Raw genomic sequence first — 20624 nt, 5'->3', positions numbered from 1 at the left:
ATGGACTCCAAGGATTTGGGCGGCTTCCTTGGGTTTGACATATTTGGCAATAGGTTTATCCTCAACTCTTCTCGCTTCTTATACCGTATTGCCCTAAAATATTAACCTAATTTGAGATTAAATCATGCTCCCCTTTCAGTTTGGTTCAGATATGATTTATCCTGGGTCTGCTGACCCTAAGCCTATATATTGACGGGCAATTCCATCTACTTCTATTATGGCTTAATTTCAGGAATTTAGCAAAAATTAGGGGAAAGTATGAACTATGGTCGCGGGTCCCCCCAACTCCTGGGGGATGATTTCACCAAGTGGCCTGGTTTTGATTACCTGTGAAACGGTTAACAATTAACCGGAGTAATGATAAACTAAAAACTATCCCAAATAGCACTAATCCAATGGTACAGGCATAACCAATATCTAAGTTTTGAAAAGCCCTTTCATAGAGATAATAAACAATGGTTTTAGAACTATTTAAGGGGCCGCCTTGGGTCATGATATAAACTTCTTCAAATACCTTGGTAGCAGAAATGGCAGAAATTACCGAGACTAAAATTAGATAAGGTGTCATTAAAGGTAAGGTGATATCCCAATGACTTTGCCACCCGTCGGAACCGTCTAAACTAGCGGCTTCGTAAAGTTCTGCGGGGATAGATTGTAAGCCAGCGAGATAAATTACCATATAATAACCCAATCCTTTCCAAATGGTAACTGCCATGACTGAAAATAAGGCTAAATTAGGATCGGTTAACCAGGGAATTCGGAATTGAGTAGATGAGGGGAGGAAAAATGAGGTAAAATATTGGAGTAATTGATTAAGTAATCCATTCTCTGCATATAACCATTTCCAAGCTAGTCCGGCTACGACCATGGAAATTACAACCGGCACATAATAGGCGGTTCTAAACCAGTGAATGCCACGGAGTTTTTGATTAACTAAAATAGCTAATCCCAAGGGTGCGATCGCCAAAATAGGAACGACTACTATTATATAAAGTCCGGTGTTTTTTAAGGTTTGCCAAAATACTTGATCTTGCCAAAGTCTTTGAAAATTCCCCCAACCGACCCACCGAGGTTCTCGAATTAAGTCATAATCAAAAAAGCTGAGATAAAAGGCTTGTAAGGACGGCCAAAATACAGTGAGGGTTAAAATGAGTAATGCGGGTAATAGAAATAAATAGGGGGTGAAATTAAGTCGCGATCGCATGATAATCTTTGTGAAAAACCAGAAATCCGGAGGCAAACCGGGTTTCTTGAGAGAAGCCCGGTTTGGGGGTAGGGTTCAATTATTGATGGTCAAATCATCTGGAAGAATGGAAGAACCATGAGGATAATTAACTTCGGCAACCTCTGGAATAGGACCAGTAGAGGAACGAACCATAGCCACTGCTGTCTGTAGAGCTTGCATTCTATCCATGACCAAATTATCGGGACTGAGCATTTCAAAAACTCCCAACTTCTGTAAGCGCTGTTTACACTGTCCAGAAGCGCCGACAATGAAAACATGACGACCGAGATCAACAGCTTCTTTAACAGCATTTTCCAAGGCGAGAGAAGAAGTGACCCCCAACAGAGGCACATCACTTAAATCTAAGATGAGAACATCATAGCTACCAATAACTGCGTGTTCACGGGCGATCGCTTTAGATACACCAAAAATCATCGGACCGCTAAGGTGGAAAAGTAGAATGCGACCATTAGCCTGTTTGAGCAATGCTTTTTCATCGGGACTTAGAACAATGTTGTCATCAGCATCAGTAATGGCTTTAACATCCTTAGAACGCAAATCAGTGAGGCGCTGAATAGTGAGGATATTAGCGACAAATAGCCCCAAGCCCACAGCCATAATCAAGTCAACAAAAACAGTTAAACCAATTACCCCATACATAATCAAGGCAGCTTTGACAGATACCTTGTGGGCGCGTTTCAAGAAGCCCCAATCGATGATATCAACACCAACTTTTAAGGCAATACCAGCCAAAACCGCCATAGGGATACTTTGAGTTAAAGGAGCCGCCCACAGCACCACAACTAACAGAATAATTGCACGAGTGAGACCGGATAAAGCCGTGCGACCGCCAGCCTGAATATTAACCACTGTCCCCATAGTAGCTCCCGCCCCAGGAATACCGCCAAACAAACCAGAAGCGAGGTTTCCTAATCCTTGACCAATCAATTCTTTATCAGAGTCGTGTTGATAGCGGGTGAGACTGTCAGAAATCACAGAGGTGAGGAGAGCATCAATACAACCCAACATCCCCAGCACCAAGGAATCAATGAACATGGTCTGGATTTGGCCTGCACTAAATGTAGGAACTTGCAGGGAGGGGAGACCGGTAGGAATTTCACCAATTCGACGAATATCAATATCAGGAAAAGCAATTAGGGAAAATATGGTGACGGCAACCAAGGCTAATAACTGAGGAGGAACCAAGCGTTTTAGCTTACCAGGCATCAACACCAGAATTGCCACAGTGATGAGACCCAAGATGGTTTCAGAGAGGTTAATATTAGTCAGCAGTGATGGTATATTCTGAATAGTACCAATGACACCACCTCTGGGGGGAGCCTGCCCCAAAAAAGGACCGATTTGGAGAACTACGAGAATTATACCAATCCCGGACATAAAGCCGGAGATAACTGTATAGGGCATGAGGGTGACATATTTACCCAGACGCAGAAAACCAAATATAATTTGGACAATCCCTGCCATCATCACCACGGTAAAAGCCATGGCCATGCCGTTTTCATCATTAGCAGCGGTGAGGTTAGCAATAACAGCAGTCATAACCACGGTCATGGGACCGGTAGGCTCAGAAATGAGGGTTGGGGTTCCCCCAAACAGAGCAGCAAAAAAACCAACTAGGACGGCTCCATATAGGCCAGCAGCCGGACCAGCACCGGAAGCGACACCGAAGGCTAGAGCCATGGGTAGGGCAATGATAGCAGCAGTCATGCCACCAAAGATATCGCCCCGAACGTTTCTAAAATGAATATGATTCAGGAGTTGCATGATAAGGGAAAACAGTTAACAACCAGGTATTTATCGCTATTAATCTATAAAAAAACTACGATTCATAGATTGAAATGAATCATAAAGCCAAAACAAGTATTTGTCTACACATTTTCTTAATTTTTTCTGATAGAGTCACCCCTGACCAGCTTATGGGATATTTCGGTGATTATGGCTAGGTTCGGGGGCTGAGTCCCTAGCTGGTAGGGTGCGTCAGATAGAGAAAATGGGAAGGAATAGGGGATAATTGATTGCTGACGCACCAGAAAAATTATCTGGCTGGTAGGGTGCGTCAGATAGAGAAAATGGGAAGGAATAGGGGATAATTGATTGCTGACGCACCAGAAAAATTATCTGGCTGGTAGGGTGCGTCAGATAGAGAAAATGGGAAGGAATAGGGGATAATTGATTGCTGACGCACCAGAAAAATTATCTGGCTGGTAGGGTGCGTCAGATAGAGAAAATGGGAAGGAATAGGGGATAATTGATTGCTGACGCACCAGAAAAATTATCTCGCCCTACAGCTAGGAGAGATCAGCATTAGTGGTGATGCTGGGCTGTTTTTGCTTGACGATCGCTAAACCTTCTTTGAGTGCTGTTAAGCGATCGCCCATCCAATAATTACCAGGAATTAAGCCAGCAATGCCCAATTTTTCTAACCTGCCTTTCACCTTACCAGTTGCACCGACTACAATCACATCACGACCGGCATCAATTGCCTCTGTAATGGAACTTTCAATAGCCAAGGAAGAAGTCACGCCCAAAATTGGCACTTCACTTAAATCAACAATCAACACATCATAACTATTAATAGCCTGATGTTCTCGGGAAATAGCTTTAGCCACCCCAAAAATCATCGGACCACTCAAATGGAACAGCAGAACCCGGCCATTTGCCAAGTCTAAAATTTCTTTTTCTTGAGCATTTAGAACAATTTGGTCATCGGCATCAGTGATAGCTTTTACAGACTGAGACTGAAACTCATTCAGACGTTCAATAGTCAAGATATTGGCAATAAAGACACCGACAGCGACGGCTACCATTAAATCAACAAATACGGTGAGGATAACGACACCATAAACAATGCCAGCGGCTTTCCAAGAAATTTGGTGAACCCGCTTTAAAAATCCCCAATCAATGATATTAATACCGACTTTGAGGACAATAGCTGCCAAAACTGCTAAAGGGATACCAGAGGTTAAAGGTGCTGCCCATAACACGACAATTAACAATATAACAGCGCGAGTAATGCCAGCTAAGGCGGTGCGTCCTCCTGCGTAAATACTGACGACGGTGGCTGTGGTGGCTCCTGAACCGGGAATACCACCGCACAAACCAGTAATTAAATTGGCTGCACCCTGACCGATTAATTCTTTATTGGAGTTATGTTCGGTGCGGGTGAGACTATCTGATACTAAACAAGTTAACAGACAATCAATAGAACCGACCATTCCTAAGACCATAGCATTGACAAACATTAACCGCAAATCTTCTTGGGTAAATGTGGGCATTTGTGGTTCAGGAAAGCCGGGGGTAATTTCACCAATGGTGGAAATTGTCCGAATTTCTACGCCACTAAATACGACTAAGGAAATGATTGTACCAATGATTAAAGCGACGAGTTGAGGAGGTACAACTTTTTTGAGATTAGCTGGATAAAAGAACAGAATAGCTAAAGTAATTGACCCTAAAATAGTTTCCCAAGGATTAATATTAGAAATAATCTCAGGCAAATTTCTAATCACACCAATTACGCCACCAGAGGGGGTTGCTTGACCGAGGAAGGGGGCTATTTGTAGAAAAATCAGAATCACACCAATTCCGGTGATAAACCCAGAAATCACGTTATAGGGTAGCATGGTAATATACTTACCTAATTTTAAAACCCCAAAGATAATTTGAAAGATACCGGCGAGCATGACTACGGTAAAAGCCATGGCCATGCCGTTGTCTGGGTTCTTAGCCATTAATTCGGCTATTACTGCTGTGATAATGACGGTCATGGGACCTGTGGGTTCAGAAATTAGGCTAGGAGTTCCGCCAAATAAGGAAGCAAAAAATCCGATTAATATTGCACCCCATAAACCAGCGGAAGCCCCTGCCCCAGAGGCAATTCCGAAAGCTAGAGCCATAGGTAAAGCGACGACAGCGGCGGTTAAACCACCAAAAAGGTCGCCTTTGAGATTACGAAAATGTATGGTATTAAGAATCTGCATAAACCAAATATCCTTGTTTTTATGATGATGCACAAAACCATCAGCTAAATTAAAGTAAAATCAACTGAGATTATCGAGTAACTAAGGGAACTATAAAACTGGGATATGGCTGCTTATGAACATGGCGGCGCTGGTGCTGCCGATTACTGAATGCCGGATTCGAGGTAAATTTCCCCCAGATGGACTTCAGCCCAAAGGGTCGGCAACCCGGGTTTACCCTGTACAATTAAATCATAATTTTGTCCCCACATTCCTCTAAACAATCTACCCCCAATCCAGTTTGGTGAATCAAGTTAATTGGCTCTGCAAGCAGGAGCTTTGCGACTTAGGTATTGGGTCCATTTTGATAACTATTCCTATTTGAGTTTCCTCTCACAGTCACACCGGGATTATACCGGAGGGGGGGTAAATTTTGACATTAAATTTAATTAATCTCGATCTAAATATTAATAAAAACCTAGGAAAACTACGATTGATAAAATGGGGGCAATATGAATAATTACATCAGTAACTATATGGGAAAAATGGCTGTTAATAGTGGCTGATAGTGATGGCAATATCTATATTATTGGTGATTTTAAGTGGTATCATAGACATCAATTAAAAGGCGGGTTATATGGTGTCAAATAACGACAATATACCCGCCTGCATATTTGGAGAAATTTTCGGTTCAAAATCTCTCGCCGACAACGATGCTGCGGACTTCTCCATTGCGACGAATGACGGCTTCCTGGTTAGCAACTGATGATAAACTCCAGCCGCTGGCTGCAATACTTTCACCGACATAAATACGGCGAGCTACTCCATTGACTTCAAATAAGGCGGCGGAACGATCGCCTAATTCCAAAATCCCGACTAAGGTATGAATTCCAGCAGCGGGGGAAGTAGTAGTATCTGGTGACACGGCGGCTGTTTCTTCGGGGGGCGCAGTGGGGGGAGTAGGAATTGCTGGGGGGTCAGGAATGCTGACGGGAGCAGAGGCGGTGGTTTCCTGGGTGGTGGTGGGTGCAGGAGAACTAGAGGCGGTGGTTTCAGGAACTACCCCGGATGCTTGACCCCCTGGGGTAGCCTGTGCTTGTGGCGCTGGTTGTTGATTTTGCTGATTTTGGGCTTGCAGACTTGCCATAACTTGATTAGACAAGGCTGCGGTCTGATTAGAGGCTTCTTGAACTGCCTCTGCGACTCGGTTGATAGCAGCAATTAAATTGTTAGTATTAGCGAGGGCGGCGGCATCAGGGGCTGGGGCGGGAGCTGGAGTGTCAGGAATTGCTAGGGTAGGGAGTTCCATCATTGGGGGAGCGCCGGGGACAGGTTGAGCCATACCTGGTTGAGCGGTTCCAGCTCTGTTACGGCTAATGGCTTCGAGCGATCGCTGTAAATAATTGACAAACTTAGCATCTGCCTGGGTTTGTTGGCTCAACTGAGGATCTACGGCCACAGGTGCGGGGGCAAACAGTCGCCCCAGACCGCCTCTAGTTGCCATCCACAGGGATAAAGTAACGACCAGGGAAGCACAGGCGGCCGCCAATAGAATTTTATCAAAGGAATGAGAGCGATCGGCGTTAGCATCGCGGAGTTGAGTTTCTGCGGAAATAGCAACCTCGCGATCAGCCTCAGTTTCGACGGAAGGCAGAATAATCTGAGGAACCTTAATAGATTGAAGTGAGACAAACTCCGGCTGTACAGGGTCTTTAGGCAGCTTAGTTATACCACTGAGACTGCGATCGATATCCTGAAAGATGTCATCAATGAACTGATCAGCATGAACATCGATCGCCAATGGTTCCATTGGTACTTGTTCTGCCAAATTGACATCATAGTTTTGACGTTGGATTTCCTGAACCATCCCTTTATATCCTCCCGACCCATTGGATCAACCTATACCGATTAATATTATGCGATTGTTTGAACCGATCGCCGTTTCTATCATTAACAAATTTTATCTAAAATTGGGTTGCCACTGTCCTAGGGACAATTATATATCTGTCCCCTTGGGTATCAAAGTTGCTCCAATTAAAGATACCATAATCGAAATAGATACTGCTAATGACGATAAAGATAGCGATCGCCTAATAACTACAGAGCCAATTAACTTATGATGGATAACTCTAACCTAACCGCCCAGTATCAATCTGTTCAATCCTTACCAGAAATTTGGCCAATTCTCGCCCAACAGATCCCGCAACAAGTCGCCCTATTTAACCCCCACAGTCAGCCAGAAGTACAAATCACCTATAGCGACCTGTGGACTCAGATCCAACAATTTGCGGCCGGACTGCAACAATTGGGAGTTGAACCCGCCGAGGACTTACCCAATCGTGTCGCTTTATTTGCTGATGATAGTCCCCGGTGGATGATTGCTGATCAAGGTATTCTCACCGCCGGAGCTGCTAATGTGGTGAGAGGTGCGACCGCCGACCCTCAAGAACTCGCCTATATTCTCCAAAATAGTGGGAGTACGGGGTTAGTAGTCGATAACCTAGCCTTACTGCACAAGTTAGAAAAAGCGATCCAAGATTTGCCGATTCGGTTTGTGGTGTTACTGTCGGATGAAGACATAACGGCTGAGGATAGCCTAAGTATACCCATTGTCAACTTTAGCCAACTGATAACTAAGGGTGAGGATATGACTTTGTTAAATCCCCCCACTACCAAACTGGAAGATTTAGCGACTCTGCTTTATACCTCTGGGACAACCGGGAAACCCAAGGGGGTGATGTTAACTCACCGGAATTTTTTGCACCAACTGATTACTATTGCTGATGTGATTGCGCCGCAACCGGGGGAAATTGTCCTGAGTATTCTGCCGACGTGGCATAGTTTGGGGCGGAGTGGACAATATTATTTTCTGTCCCGGGGAACCATGGTGATTTATACTAATATCCGCTATTTTAAGCAGGATTTGCAGGAGTTTAAGCCTCAGTATATGGTTAGTGTGCCTCGGATTTGGGAATCGATTTATGAGGCGGCGCAGAAGCAGTTTCGTGATGGACCCGCCACCCGGCAAAAGTTGGTTAATTTCTTCTTTGGGATGAGCAACCGCTATATTCAAGCCCGCCGCATTGTACAAAAATTGACAATTCCCGGACAAGGTAGTAACCAGAACTCATCCACAGCTTTGGCTAAATTGCAAACTATTCTGTTAACTCCTGTTCACGCCTTGGGGGATAAATTGATTTATCAGAAGGTGCGGCAGGCTGTGGGGGGAAAACTCAAGTTTGCTATTAGTGGTGGTGGGTCCCTAGCCATGCACTTGGAAAATTTCTATGAAATTGTGGGAATTGACCTGTTGGTGGGTTATGGGTTGACGGAAACTGCTCCGGTTTTGACGGCGCGACGACCTAGCCATAATTTACGGGGTTCTGCGGGGCGACCTATCCCTGAAACGGAAATTCGGATTATTGACCCGGAGACTCGCCAAACCTGTGAACCGGGATATAAGGGGTTGGTTTTGGCGCGGGGTCCCCAGGTGATGACGGGCTATTTTCAAAATCCTGAAGCCACTGATAAGGCTATTGACCCGGAGGGGTGGTTTGATACGGGAGATCTCGGTTGGCTGACTCCTCAGAAAGATTTGGTGTTGACGGGACGAGCAAAAGATACGATTGTGTTAACTAATGGGGAGAATATCGAACCTCAACCGATTGAGGATGCTTGTGTTCGTAGTCCCTATATTGACCAAATCGTTTTGGTTGGTCAAGACCAGAAGTCCCTGGGAGCGCTAATTGTGCCTAATTTGGATGCGCTGAAACAGTGGGCTAGTGGACAGGGTTTGCATCTGCAAGTACCTGGGGAAGAACAACAGGGGGAAACTGAAAATGCGATCGCTATCGATAGTCAGCCTATACAGAGTCTGTTTCGTCAGGAGTTGAACCTTCAGGTCAAAAACCGCCCTAGTTTCCGACCTGATGATCGCATTGGTCAGTTTAGGTTGATTTTGGAACCCTTTAGTATTGATAATGGCCTACTGACCCAGACTTTGAAAATCAAGCGCCCGGTTGTAATGGAACGTTACCGCGATATGATTGACGAGATGTATTAAACGGGGTCAGCAGTAATAGATGGCTCACCTGTGGCTGGTTTGATGGCCTGACGGCGATTAATATAACTTCTGCTGGGTGCGATCGCCTAACTCTTGTCAACTTCTGAACATAAGCTATTGGCGATCGTCATGATGATTTGGTGGTTTAGACCGTCTAAAACACCCCCTGACTCTCGATTACTGAATTGGTGAAAACTACAGGACACTATACATGGAGATTTCTAAAAATCAACTGCTTCTCAAACGTCTCATCAACGTGAAAGCTGTGGTTACCCCTCGCTGGAAAGAAGAAGCACAACAACAACTACAAGCCGAAATTAATCAGCTTGATAGTCAGCTTCAACAACTGGAAATGCAAGGACAACGCATGATTGGGGAACTCAAAAAACAAAGCCTACAACCTCCAGGACCAGAGACTTTGGTTCAAATTGATAATATCCAAAATCAGGTGAATGAACAAAAAAGTAAACTTCTGGATCAGAAAAATCAGATCCTCCAAAAACTTCAGCAATTGCAAACTTTGGAACTAGAACAGGAAGTCCCGCAAGGTCAAATTGACAGTGTATTTGCTGTCGAACAGGGTGATAACTTAATCCGCAAAATGCAGGTAGAAATTCTCCTGCGCGACGGTGTGGTTGAGGAAATACGCGGTGATGTTTAATGGACTGAACGGCGGCAGGCTCTAGGTAAGCCATAGCCCATCAATTATTAATGATTACCTATTTTATCCCATCCTATTTTAAAATGGGTAAACCTGGATATAAATAGGTTAACTAGCCGCTACAATTGATGGCTGGCTTTTCCTCCCCGGTATTTTTATGCCGGGTTTTCCAAGCTAATAGGAGACTATTATGATTCACGAAGTGTTTATGCCCGCCCTCAGTTCAACTATGACAGAGGGTAAAATTGTATCGTGGCAAAAATCCCCAGGCGATCGCGTCGGGAAAGGGGAAACCGTCCTGATTGTAGAATCAGATAAGGCTGATATGGATGTAGAAGCCTTTTACGAGGGCTTTTTAGCTACCATTATCGTTCCGGAAGGGGGAACCGCTGGGGTCGGTCAAACGATCGCCCTCATTGCCGAAACAGAAGCGGAAATTGAAGAGGCCAAAAAACAAGCCACCGCCACCGCCCCCACCCCATCACCAGAAGCTACCCCTACCCCCTCTGTAGGTACTCCAGAACCTGTGGCCGCTACCGTTGCCATAGATAGCACCCCTAGCCGTCGTAATGGTCGCATTGTCGCTACTCCTCGCGCTCGCAAATTGGCGAAACAACTCAATGTAGACTTAAATAACCTCCAGGGTAGTGGCCCCCACGGTCGCATTGTGGCTGAAGATGTCGAAGCGGCTACCGGAAGGACTCAGACTCCTACCGTTGCGCCTCAACCTACTGTTTCCCCTGTTGCGCCTCCCACACCTATTGCCACCCCCGCACCAGCCCCGGTTCCTTTAGGGGAGGTTGTGGGGATGAATACTCTACAAAATGCCGTAGTCCGCAATATGTTGGCGAGTTTGCAGGTTCCTACTTTCCATGTGGGCTACACTATCACTACCGACAACTTGGATAAACTCTATAAACAGGTTAAGTCCAAAGGTGTGACCATGACCGCTTTGCTGGCTAAGGCGGTGGCAGTTGCTATACAGAAATATCCTATTGTCAATGCCAGTTATGTTGACTCTGGTATTCAGTACAATAAGGCTATTAATATTGCTGTAGCAGTAGCCATGCCCGACGGTGGGTTAATTACTCCCGTACTCTCCAATGCTGATCAGATTGATATTTATTCCCTCTCTCGCACTTGGAAGGATTTAGTCGCCCGCGCCCGCAGCAAACAATTACAACCCCAAGAATACAGCAGCGGAACCTTTACTCTCTCTAACTTGGGGATGTTTGGGGTCGATCGCTTTGATGCCATTTTGCCTCCCGGTCAGGGTTCAATTTTGGCGATCGGTGCTTCTCGTCCTACTGTCGTCGCCACCGATGATGGCATGATGGGAATTAAACCGCAAATGCAGGTTAACATTACCTGCGATCACCGTATCATCTACGGCGCAGATGCCGCAGCTTTCCTGCAATATCTCGCCCAACTGATTGAAACTAACCCTCAATCATTAACCCTGTAGAAACCCATCGAAGCGTCACACTGAATCATTCCCTGGGGAAACCGAAAAATGTGGTGATGTGACCCACCAAACATTAATCATTCCCTGGGGAAACCGAAAAATGTGGTGATGTGACCCACCGACTTAGGAAAACTTTTACTAATGGTAAATTGAAGCAGATGAAAGCCATTGTCATGACCAAAGTTGGGAAACCCGAGGTTTTGCAACTCCAAGAAGTCCCCGACCCGCAAATCAAAACAGCCACCCAAGTTTTAGTCCGACTAAAAGCCGCCGGAGTTAATCCTATTGATACTAAACTCCGCAGTCGTGGCACATTTTATCCTGACCAAATGCCCGCGATTTTAGGCTGTGATGGTGCTGGGATAGTTGAAGCTGTCGGTAGCGCAGTTGAAGATTTTGCCGTTGGTGATGAAGTCTATTTTTGTGATGGTGGACTCGGCGCACAGACCGGAAATTATGCCGAGTTAACAGTAGTAGAAGAAAAATTTATCGCCCGGAAACCTATTTCCCTTGGCTTTGCTGAGGCTGCCGCCGCACCTTTAGTATTAATTACTGCTTGGGAGGCTTTGTACGATCGCGGCAGGTTACAACCCGGACAGCAGGTGCTAATTCATGCTGGGGCTGGAGGTGTTGGTCATGTTGCTATTCAACTAGCTAAACTGCAAGGGGCAGAAGTAGCAACTACTGTGGGATCTACCGAAAACGCAGCTTTTGTTCAAGAGTTAGGGGCTGATTTAGTCATTAACTATAAAGAGGAAGATTTTGTCGAGGCTGTCCTGCATTGGACTCAAGGCGAAGGCGTTGATTTAGCCTTTGATACAGTCGGGAAAGAAACATTTTTTCAGAGTGTTTATGCCGTCCGCAATTATGGAGATATTGTCACCCTATTAGAGCCAGATTTTAGCCTCGGAAATCTCAAGGATGCCCGAACTAAAAATCTGCGGATTTCTTGGGAATTGATGTTAACTCCCATGCTGCAAAATCGCGAGGATGACCAGTTAGACCAAACCAAGATTTTACAGCAGTGTGCCAGGTTAATTGATGAGAATAAGTTGAATATTTTCCTTAACCAAACTTTTCCCCTCGCCGAGGCGGCTGCTTCTCATCAGTTATTGGAAGCTGGGGGAATGAAAGGTAAATTAGCCTTAGTTATCAATGATAATGATGATAGTGATGATGATAGTGATGATGATAGTGATGATGAGAATCAAGGTTAGTTGGTGTTAATGAGGCTAATTAAAATTGCCCTGTGTGTTCTGCTGTTGACTGTTTTTATGCTGCGTTCATCCCTATCTGTTCAGGCGGCAAATGGTCAACCAGAACCCACTTTATTGACCCTAGAATTGCTCCAGGAAAGGCTAAATAATCCTAGCAACATTGAGGGAGTCGCTGCTATTGATTTACAGCATCTCATTATTGATATACGCCCCGAAAATGCTGAGTTTAGGAACCAGTTTTATCGACTATTAAAAACTACTCTAAATCAGTCAACTAAACCCCTAGGATTAGACTTGAGTTATTCCCAAATTCAAGGGGATTTTAATGGGGGTAACTTGGGGGTGAGAGTTCCCCTGATTGAAGAAACTATTAAATCTGTATTTTCCCAGGAAGAAGTAGAGCAAATTAAGTCTAAATCCGCCTATTTATCAATTTTTAAATCCCCTCAATCTTTCTCAGCATCTTTGCCTAAATTAACCGTATGGCGGGGACGATTGAAATTAGAAGAAACACAATTTCAGGGAAAAGTTGATTTTCACAATATCTTTTTTCTCAAAGGGGTTGATAGTCGTTATGCAGATTTTCAGAAAACCGCTAATTGGTCTGATTGTCGGTTGAGTTTGTTGGCAAATTTTGGCGGGGCTAGTTTCCGAGAATCTGCGAATTTTCAACATAGCTATTTTATCACATCTGCACAATTTAAGCAAGCTAATTTTCAGGGATTAACCGACTTCCAAGGTAGTCATTTTAATGGGGGTAATTTTCACCAAGTGCGATTTGGTGGGGCGGCGGATTTTGACAAAACTGTTTGGGAGGAAAGCACAGATTTTAGCGATTCTTTGTGGTCAGACAGGGCGGGTTTTACTAAGTCTATATTTAATGCTTCTGTGAGTTTTAATCAGTCTCGATTTGCGGATTCTGTGGATTTTAGAGATACTCGCTTTAGTGAAAACTTGAATCTCCGAGAAGCCAGTATTGAGGGATTAATGGATTTTAGTGATGTGGGTTTTAATCATGGTAAAATGTTGAATATTGACCATTTTATGTTTGACTCTAAAGCCGCTCAAATTATGGGAGATCCGGGAATAATTGGTCAATTAATAACTGTTCCGACTCTTCAGGGAAATGAGAATTTACTGCGAAAGTTGATTAGAAATTTTCGGGAACAGGAACAAATTGTTGATGCTAATTATATCGAGTTGTTGCGGGCGAAATTACGATTAAATACTTGGTGGGGACGAATTTTTGGGGTGAATATTAACACCGCTTCCGTTTCCCGGTTGGTGGCTATTGGTTTTGAACCGCAACAGGCGGAAACTATTGTCCGAGTTAGGGAAGAACAACCTTTTCGGAATTTGGTGGAAATTCTCAGGCTGGATGGTATTAATTTGGCGACTTATATTACAGTATATAATCGCGCGATCGCTAATAGTCAAGAAGCCGCTATAGCTGATAACTATAGTAGTTGTTGGCAGCGTTTTTTGAGGCTAACTCATCTCAAATATGGGGTCGAAAAACTGTTAACTATTCTCCAATGGTTACAGTGGGAAATTTTGCTATTGCTAACTGGATATGGCACTAATTTTCCCCTAATTTTTGGGGTGGGAATAGTGGCGATCGCCTATTTTGGCTTATTGTTTTGGCTGGTAGATCGGGTCAGACGCTGGCGACCATCTCCCATTCTTCCCACCCCTTTAGAAACTACTTCTATGGTGGGAAGTTATGCTATATTTACGGCGATCGGTTTATTAGAAATTTTCTCCGCTTCTACTCAACCAGGACTTACCCTCCTCTGTTTAGGTGTGTTTCTCCTTCCTATTCCGGGTCTAATTTTAGGGATTATTTATCGGCGCGGACGCTATCATAATTTATTGAATACCTCCTATTTAACAGAAGATGGTAGCCTGCGACAGTTACGATTAATGATTGGTCGTCTTCCCATAATGCCGCGTTATCCTCTCTTCCGTGAAAGGTATTTACCGATTTTATGGGATCGGCGTTGGAATTGGTTAAATTACTATGATTTCAGTTTGAATAATTTGCTAAAATTTGGCTTTAATGACCTGCGAATGCGCGATGAATTTGTCCCCGGTTTAATCACCACTTTGGTTTGGTATCAGTGGAGTTTGGGAGTCCTCTATTTGATTCTGCTATTATGGACCCTTTCTCGCACCATCCCCGGATTAAACCTATTAATCTATTTAAAATAATTATCTGCTAGGGGGGGTTATACTCTCAGTGATTAATTCCATTAATCTGACTCAACCCCCCCTCACCTGGTTAGGTCAGACTAAACAACTATTTAACTGCTGCTTAATTTCCTCGCTGTTGAGATGACGACCAATAAAAACTACCTGGTTTTTAGATTGTCTCAAAGTTTCCCCTAGTTGAATATCATACCGGGGACCGCTAAGTTGAAAAATGTAGGGTGTTTCACTCTCACTAAACCAGAGAATCCCTTTAGCGCGAAATACTCCAGTTGGCATTTTTTCAGTTAAAAATTGCTCGAATTTGTTGACATCAAAAGGGCGATCGCTTTCAAACGCAATAGACACAAAACCATCATTGGCTAAATGATCAGAATGGTGATGATGATGATGGTGGTCGTGGTCGTGGTCGTGGTCGTGGTCGTGGTCGTGGTCGTGGTCGTGGTCGTCGTGGTCTTGATACTCTTCAGTAGGCGTTAAACCCACATCCAAAATTAACGGTAATGGAACCCTACCATATTCACTTCTAATAATTCTTGCACCCCGTTTAACGGTGGAAATATAAGCCTCCAATTCTTGCAGCTTCTCAGCAGTCGCCAAGTCAGTTTTATTCAAGATAATCATATCACTGTAGGAGATTTGTTTTAAAGCCGCTTCACTGTCAAAGTGATCTGGCGTAAAACTTTCCGAGTCCACCACACCAATCACAGAATCCAGGTTGGTTAAATCTCTTAATTCCGTACCTAAAAACGTTAAAATAATCGGGAGAGGGTCAGCCACCCCTGTAGTTTCAATTACCATATAATCAATGCGATCGCTTCTTTCCAAAACCCGATAAACCGCATCAACTAACCCCTCGTTAATCGTGCAGCAAATGCAACCATTGCTCAACTCTACCATATCATCATCAGTGGAGACGAGCAACTGAGAATCAATATTAATATCCCCAAATTCATTAACCAAAACCGCAATTTTCAAATTCTGTTTATTTTCCAAAATTTGATTAAGTAAAGTGGTTTTACCACTCCCCAAAAAACCCGTAATAATTGTCACAGGCATTCCCCGCTTCGGCAAATCTGGAATCAAAGCCGATGATGATTGTGTGGCTCCGGTCATAATCTTAAATTACTCCTAGTAAATCCTCAATTAAATTATATAGTAATCCCCCAATTAATCATAGTCAACTTTGCAAAATGTAACCTGATTAGAATAGGGATTATATAAAGTATAGGTAGCCGTACCCCAATGGCGACCCACCGCACCGACTCCAATCACTTTTTTATTTTTCAATTCCACAGTTTGGGAAGGTTGTTGTTCATCCAAAGTTAGAACAGTAGAAGCCAGGGAACCCGCCGCCAATTCATACTCAAAAACCTGACCAGACCGACCACAAAACAACTGATTTGCGCCAACCCTTTGCAAGCGATCCAACATTTTCCAAGCCGGGGTATCCACGGTCAGTTCATCACTGGCCCCTACACTACTTCCATGAATTAACAAACAGTCCAATTCTAAAAAGCCAAAATTCTGTTCTCGCAGCCATTCAACGGTTTTCCGAGAAACCGATTTCCACAATAACTTAACCGTATCTCCCCCATATTTTTTCAACAATTCATCACCCTGTACATTCGTCCCAAAACCATACAAATTAAAACACTGTTCCTCCCACCAACCCAGACAGACTTGGGGTTCAATTTCTCCTGACTCAGCGGCATTTCTGACCATCTCAACCAGCAATTCACTGTTAGGATTTGGACCGACCAAATCTCCCAAAATATAAAACTGTTCAATCTCAACTCGGCGTTTAATGATATCCTTAACCACTTCTTGATAAGCCACCAAATTGCCTTCAATACCGCTTAAAATAGCCCACATAACCATAACTTAAAAGTAAAATAAGGTGTTGAGTTAGGCGCAAACCCAACCCAACTATTGCGATCGCCAAACGGCGAGGATAAAATCCCCACAAACTAGCTAAAATTCGGGGTATGGCGAATCAAAGACATAAACTCTTGGCGAGTTTTGGCATCCTCAGAAAACACCCCCCGCACCGCACTGGTAGAAGTCCAAGAACCCACCTTTTGTACACCGCGCATGACCATACACATATGGCTGGCTTCCACGACAACAGCGACCCCTTTCGGCTTGAGTAAACCCTGTAAAGCATCGGCAATTTGAGCAGTCAATCTTTCTTGAACCTGTAACCTTCTAGCATACATTTCACAGATACGAGCCACCTTAGATAATCCGATAACTTTACCATCAGGAATATAAGCGACATGAGCGCGACCTAAGATAGGTAAAATATGGTGTTCACAAGAACTAAAGATATCGATATCTCGCACCAAAACCATCTCATCAGTATTCTCATGAAATACCGCACCATTTAGCAGTTCATCCAGAGACTGATGATAACCAGAGGTCAAAAACTTTAAGGCTTTAACCACCCGTTTAGGGGTATCCTTCAAACCTTCCCGGTCGGGATTTTCTCCAAGTCCCAGTAACAAAGTCCGCACCGCTTGACGCATTTCTTCCTCAGAAACTAAAGGTGCTGTTTCGGTGGTCAAATTGGGTAAATTGCCATTGATACTGGCTTGAAGTTCCTGGGCTAAAGTCATGTTTTTAAGTGAAAGTAAACTACAATTGGCGGGCTTAATCTGCCCGAAAAATTGGGCAAAGTGATAATTTTATTATAGCAGATATTTACCAAAATTGCCAGGTTTTGGGAAACTTATTTAACGTTGACAAACATGGGTCGGATCATCAGCTTTTTCGGCATATTCCAAACCCTGAGATAAACGCCAAGCAAAAATAGGCGGTAACCCCTTCTCAATAATGGCGGCACAAGTTTTGCGATAATCATACTCAACCTCTCGGAGAGTAACCTGTTGGGTATCGGTATCATAAATCACATAGGTAGCATTAGGGCGACCGTGGCGAGGTTCTCCGACAGAACCGACATTAATCACCCGTTTTAAGGGAGTCTGAAAACTGCAATCTTGTGGATTTTCACCCCCACCCATTTGGCGAATTTTCACCTGTAGTTGACCCGCTTCTAAGTGGCGCACGTATGGAACATGGGTATGTCCACAAAAAAGGACATCCGCATCAGTAGACAAAACTCTTTCTAACACGGTAAAAGCATCCATATTCGGCATCAAATACTCATGGTTGCTATGGGGGGAACCATGAACAAAACAGAGATTATCCTTCTTTAAACTCAAAGGTAATTGAGCCAAAAATTCCCTGGTTTCTGGGTAGACATTATCATTAGTCCACTCATGAGCCAAGCGCCCCCTTTGTTCCGCCAATAGGGATGGATAACTACATTCACAAGCATTTAATCCCTCGACAATATCTTCATCCCAACATCCTTGAACAGTGGGAATATCTAGGGAGCGAATTTGCTCAACTACGGCATGAGGAAAAGGACCATAACCGACCAAATCTCCCAAACAATAAATTTGGTCAGCTTTTTGTTTATCGATATCCAACAAAACTGTATCCAGGGCTTCATAATTACCATGGATACAAGACATGACGGCTATTTTCATACTAAAACCTCGGTTTCTCTCGCTAAGGAATCATGCTGCATTTGTTGCTGATAATAGTGTATATGAGATTCTGGTAAACAGCAATCTTTGAGAGTTTGTGATATTCCCTGTTTATCTAATCCTTGTCCGACAATTTCAAAGCCACTAAATCGCTCAGGTCTCCCGGAAGTGTGGATAGGTAAATCCAGGGCGACAAACTCCCGATTAGCTGTCCCAAAGACGAAATCTCCATAAATTGACTCACCGCTAACAATATCAAAAATTCCCTTAGCTCTAATTACCTGACCGTATGCTCCATGAATGAGTTCAAACCAAAACACGGTCAAACTCGCCCAATCGATAATTTCGCCGGATAGTAACCCTTGATGAATTTGCACATCATCAGATATACTCTCCCACAATTCTTGGCTGGGGGCTGCCGCTGAATTTCCGTTAATTATTTGGTCTGACCACTGTTCAAACTCGGAATTTTGCGGGGTGGCAGGTAGCACAGCAATCCGTTGACAATCGAGGTTATTTAAAAGGGGTTCAAAGTTGGATAATTCCAAATAACAAGGTAATTCAATATAAACATTAACCCCGGATTCAATTAAAGTTAATAGTTCGGCTTCTTGACCACGAGATAGGATGTGCAGATGGGGAAATTCTGTGGCTAAACAGGTTTTATCAATGCACACGCCATTAATCTCTGGGGCGAAATAGCACTGTGGTTGGGGGTTTTGGGCTATCTGTTCTCGAATCCAGTAGGTTTTCCCAGCACCGGGGGGACCTGCGATCGCAAAAATCATGGTTTAACAAGAATGAGAATCATTATCAGACTAAGATAACACACATAACACAGGATTCGAGAAAATTCCGAAAAATATGTTCGATCGCCCTTTACCGAGTTTGATTGACCTAGCGATTGTGGGAGCAGGTCCCCAAGCCCTGACGTTAGTTACCCATATATTGCAGAAACGCCAAAAATTCAGGAACCGATTTATGGTCTTAGACCCCAGTGGGACTTGGTTAGAACAATGGCGACATCAATTTAAGGCGCAGGAAATCCCCCATTTGCGATCGCCAGCAGTACATCACCCCGACCCCGACCCCTATAGCCTCAGACGATTTGCTGAGAATAGGTCGATGGAATTGTTCCCCCCCTACGACCTACCAGGAACCGAGCTATTTGAGGATTTCTGTGGTGAGGTAGTGAAAAAATGGGAGTTAACAGACCGGGTATATCCGGGAAAAGTCAGCCAAGTGTTACCGATTCAATGGTCCCAAAAGCCCAGATTTCAGATAGTTTTAACTGATGGTAGTTCCTTAATTGCGCGGCGGGTAGTATTAGCAACGGGGGCGGCGGTTCCCAATATTCCCCAGTGGGTAGAAGAAATTAGGACCCCCTATCCTCCCAGTAGCCTTTGTCATTCTCAACAGGTTGATTTGCGGTTAATTAAGGATTTGTCTGGAGAAGATATTGTAATTGTGGGAGGGGGTTTAACCAGCGGTCATTTGGCTATGGGGGCGCTAAAACGAGGCGCTATGGTGACATTAGTAGTGCGGCGACAGTTGCGCGAGAGGTTATTTGATGCGGAACCTGGTTGGTTAGGACCCAAATATTTAAAGGGTTTTGAAGGGGAGGACTGTTGGTATGGTCGTTGGGAGATGATTAAACAGGCTCGTGATGGGGGTTCGGTGACTCCCGCGCTGATGTTACAGTTAAGACGGGCGGCGCGTCAGGGGAAATTGAGGATTTTAGAAAATACTGAGATTCTGGGGGCGGTTTGGAAGGATGAACAGTGGCGAGTGAGGCTGAATGGGGAAGTTTCACTAATGTTTAATCGGATTTGGTTGGCTACGGGAACTCAATTTAATGGACACGAAGATAATTTACTGACTGATGTGCTACGAATTTATCGGACGGAGATGATTAATGGTTTACCTGTCCTAGATGAAAATTTGCGGATTCCTGGATCTCAATGTTTTATAATGGGGGGATTAGCGGCTTTGATTGTGGGTCCTGTGGCTAGGAATTTATCGGGGGGAAGAATGGCAAGCGATCGCCTAGTTAAAGCGATTATTAAGCCTAATACCATGCTTCCTTTAGGGATTTCCTAAGCCAAAAAGCGGAGGATTTGCGGATGAATGGGGCGGAAAGTCAGCACCCCCGGCTGAAGCACGGGGGCTTCGTGCCCCCGCTTTCAGGTAGCTGACCAGCTTAAGCCTTAACTGGCTACGTTCAGAGCAAGAGTTAAAGTTCCTACCCTGG

16 protein-coding genes are annotated in these 20624 nt (G+C 44.2%); 7 read left to right on the top strand and 9 right to left on the bottom strand.

Annotated features, from left to right (window positions below; all coding sequences use genetic code 11):
• Positions 1-301: 301 nt before the first annotated feature.
• From ACTIE0_RS15820 to ACTIE0_RS15805, 4 genes are all read right to left on the bottom strand, one after another.
• Entirely contained in the window at positions 302-1204 is a 903-nt protein-coding gene (locus ACTIE0_RS15820) for a carbohydrate ABC transporter permease (RefSeq protein ID WP_006624410.1), read from the bottom strand.
• 75 nt (positions 1205-1279) lie between these two features.
• Positions 1280-3010 (bottom strand): bicarbonate transporter BicA, encoded by a 1731-nt coding sequence (gene bicA / locus ACTIE0_RS15815; protein ID WP_006624412.1) that lies wholly within the window; start codon positions 3008-3010, stop codon positions 1280-1282.
• A gap of 524 nt (positions 3011-3534) precedes the next feature.
• On the bottom strand, positions 3535-5226 hold the full coding sequence (gene bicA / locus ACTIE0_RS15810; RefSeq protein WP_006668694.1) for a bicarbonate transporter BicA: 1692 nt from the start codon (positions 5224-5226) through the stop codon (positions 3535-3537).
• 670 nt (positions 5227-5896) lie between these two features.
• Positions 5897-7072, bottom strand: a complete 1176-nt coding sequence (locus ACTIE0_RS15805; protein ID WP_006668695.1) for a hypothetical protein — start codon at positions 7070-7072, stop codon at positions 5897-5899.
• 22 nt (positions 7073-7094) lie between these two features.
• On the opposite strand from ACTIE0_RS15805, the gene ACTIE0_RS15800 reads away from it, so the two are divergent.
• The 6 genes from ACTIE0_RS15800 to ACTIE0_RS15775 all read left to right on the top strand — a co-directional run bounded on the left by ACTIE0_RS15800 (position 7095) and on the right by ACTIE0_RS15775 (position 14822).
• Complete coding sequence (locus ACTIE0_RS15800) at positions 7095-7325, top strand: hypothetical protein (RefSeq protein ID WP_006624418.1); 231 nt, start codon at positions 7095-7097, stop codon at positions 7323-7325.
• Positions 7325-9268, top strand: a complete 1944-nt coding sequence (locus tag ACTIE0_RS15795; protein WP_035759345.1) for an AMP-dependent synthetase/ligase — start codon at positions 7325-7327, stop codon at positions 9266-9268. The genes ACTIE0_RS15800 and ACTIE0_RS15795 overlap by 1 nt, the downstream gene beginning before the upstream one ends.
• A gap of 211 nt (positions 9269-9479) precedes the next feature.
• A complete protein-coding gene (locus tag ACTIE0_RS15790) occupies positions 9480-9929 on the top strand; it encodes a YlqD family protein (protein WP_006668697.1) in 450 nt (149 codons plus the stop codon).
• Between the two features lie 190 nt (positions 9930-10119).
• Positions 10120-11394, top strand: a complete 1275-nt coding sequence (locus ACTIE0_RS15785) for a dihydrolipoamide acetyltransferase family protein (protein ID WP_006624421.1) — start codon at positions 10120-10122, stop codon at positions 11392-11394.
• Positions 11395-11552: 158 nt separating this feature from the next.
• Complete coding sequence (locus ACTIE0_RS15780) at positions 11553-12611, top strand: zinc-dependent alcohol dehydrogenase family protein (RefSeq protein ID WP_006668698.1); 1059 nt, start codon at positions 11553-11555, stop codon at positions 12609-12611.
• A gap of 9 nt (positions 12612-12620) precedes the next feature.
• The gene (locus ACTIE0_RS15775) at positions 12621-14822 is read left to right on the top strand and encodes a pentapeptide repeat-containing protein (RefSeq protein WP_006668699.1); all 2202 of its coding nucleotides are present in this window, start codon (positions 12621-12623) and stop codon (positions 14820-14822) included.
• 75 nt (positions 14823-14897) lie between these two features.
• On the opposite strand, the gene ACTIE0_RS15770 is transcribed toward ACTIE0_RS15775, so the two are convergent.
• From ACTIE0_RS15770 to ACTIE0_RS15750, 5 genes are all read right to left on the bottom strand, one after another.
• Positions 14898-15935 (bottom strand): CobW family GTP-binding protein, encoded by a 1038-nt coding sequence (locus ACTIE0_RS15770; protein WP_006668700.1) that lies wholly within the window; start codon positions 15933-15935, stop codon positions 14898-14900.
• A 54-nt stretch (positions 15936-15989) separates the two neighbouring features.
• On the bottom strand, positions 15990-16694 hold the full coding sequence (locus ACTIE0_RS15765) for a hypothetical protein (RefSeq protein WP_006624425.1): 705 nt from the start codon (positions 16692-16694) through the stop codon (positions 15990-15992).
• Positions 16695-16789: 95 nt separating this feature from the next.
• A complete protein-coding gene (gene folE / locus ACTIE0_RS15760) occupies positions 16790-17437 on the bottom strand; it encodes a GTP cyclohydrolase I FolE (RefSeq protein ID WP_006624427.1) in 648 nt (215 codons plus the stop codon).
• Between the two features lie 117 nt (positions 17438-17554).
• A complete protein-coding gene (locus tag ACTIE0_RS15755) occupies positions 17555-18373 on the bottom strand; it encodes a metallophosphoesterase family protein (protein WP_006624428.1) in 819 nt (272 codons plus the stop codon).
• Complete coding sequence (locus tag ACTIE0_RS15750; protein ID WP_006624429.1) at positions 18370-19161, bottom strand: hypothetical protein; 792 nt, start codon at positions 19159-19161, stop codon at positions 18370-18372. Before ACTIE0_RS15750 ends, ACTIE0_RS15755 begins: the two co-directional genes overlap by 4 nt.
• A gap of 76 nt (positions 19162-19237) precedes the next feature.
• Here ACTIE0_RS15750 and ACTIE0_RS15745 point away from each other — a divergent pair, with 76 nt between their 5' ends.
• Positions 19238-20473: an FAD/NAD(P)-binding protein gene (locus tag ACTIE0_RS15745; protein WP_006668702.1), complete on the top strand. Its 1236-nt coding sequence runs from the start codon at positions 19238-19240 to the stop codon at positions 20471-20473.
• Positions 20474-20624: the final 151 nt, after the last annotated feature.

It is taken from the genome of Limnospira sp. (assembly GCF_051859755.1).
In the GTDB taxonomy this organism is placed as follows: Bacteria; Cyanobacteriota; Cyanobacteriia; order Cyanobacteriales; family Microcoleaceae; genus Limnospira; species Limnospira fusiformis.
Note: the sequence above shows the minus strand (reverse complement) of the source record. Positions and strands in the feature narration are given on the sequence as shown.

Excerpts from the sequence above, each read along its gene's own strand:
- ACTIE0_RS15765 (WP_006624425.1), bottom strand. The coding sequence starts at position 16,694 with ATGTGGGCTATTTTAAGCGGTATTGAAGGCAATTTGGTGGCTTATCAA.
- folE (WP_006624427.1), bottom strand. The coding sequence starts at position 17,437 with ATGACTTTAGCCCAGGAACTTCAAGCCAGTATCAATGGCAATTTACCC.
- ACTIE0_RS15755 (WP_006624428.1), bottom strand. The coding sequence starts at position 18,373 with ATGAAAATAGCCGTCATGTCTTGTATCCATGGTAATTATGAAGCCCTG.
- ACTIE0_RS15820 (WP_006624410.1), bottom strand. The coding sequence starts at position 1,204 with ATGCGATCGCGACTTAATTTCACCCCCTATTTATTTCTATTACCCGCA.
- ACTIE0_RS15785 (WP_006624421.1), top strand. The coding sequence starts at position 10,120 with ATGATTCACGAAGTGTTTATGCCCGCCCTCAGTTCAACTATGACAGAG.
- ACTIE0_RS15795 (WP_035759345.1), top strand. The coding sequence starts at position 7,325 with ATGGATAACTCTAACCTAACCGCCCAGTATCAATCTGTTCAATCCTTA.
- bicA (WP_006668694.1), bottom strand. The coding sequence starts at position 5,226 with ATGCAGATTCTTAATACCATACATTTTCGTAATCTCAAAGGCGACCTT.
- ACTIE0_RS15805 (WP_006668695.1), bottom strand. The coding sequence starts at position 7,072 with ATGGTTCAGGAAATCCAACGTCAAAACTATGATGTCAATTTGGCAGAA.
- ACTIE0_RS15750 (WP_006624429.1), bottom strand. The coding sequence starts at position 19,161 with ATGATTTTTGCGATCGCAGGTCCCCCCGGTGCTGGGAAAACCTACTGG.
- ACTIE0_RS15790 (WP_006668697.1), top strand. The coding sequence starts at position 9,480 with ATGGAGATTTCTAAAAATCAACTGCTTCTCAAACGTCTCATCAACGTG.
- ACTIE0_RS15775 (WP_006668699.1), top strand. The coding sequence starts at position 12,621 with ATGAGGCTAATTAAAATTGCCCTGTGTGTTCTGCTGTTGACTGTTTTT.
- bicA (WP_006624412.1), bottom strand. The coding sequence starts at position 3,010 with ATGCAACTCCTGAATCATATTCATTTTAGAAACGTTCGGGGCGATATC.
- ACTIE0_RS15780 (WP_006668698.1), top strand. The coding sequence starts at position 11,553 with ATGAAAGCCATTGTCATGACCAAAGTTGGGAAACCCGAGGTTTTGCAA.
- ACTIE0_RS15745 (WP_006668702.1), top strand. The coding sequence starts at position 19,238 with ATGTTCGATCGCCCTTTACCGAGTTTGATTGACCTAGCGATTGTGGGA.
- ACTIE0_RS15770 (WP_006668700.1), bottom strand. The coding sequence starts at position 15,935 with ATGACCGGAGCCACACAATCATCATCGGCTTTGATTCCAGATTTGCCG.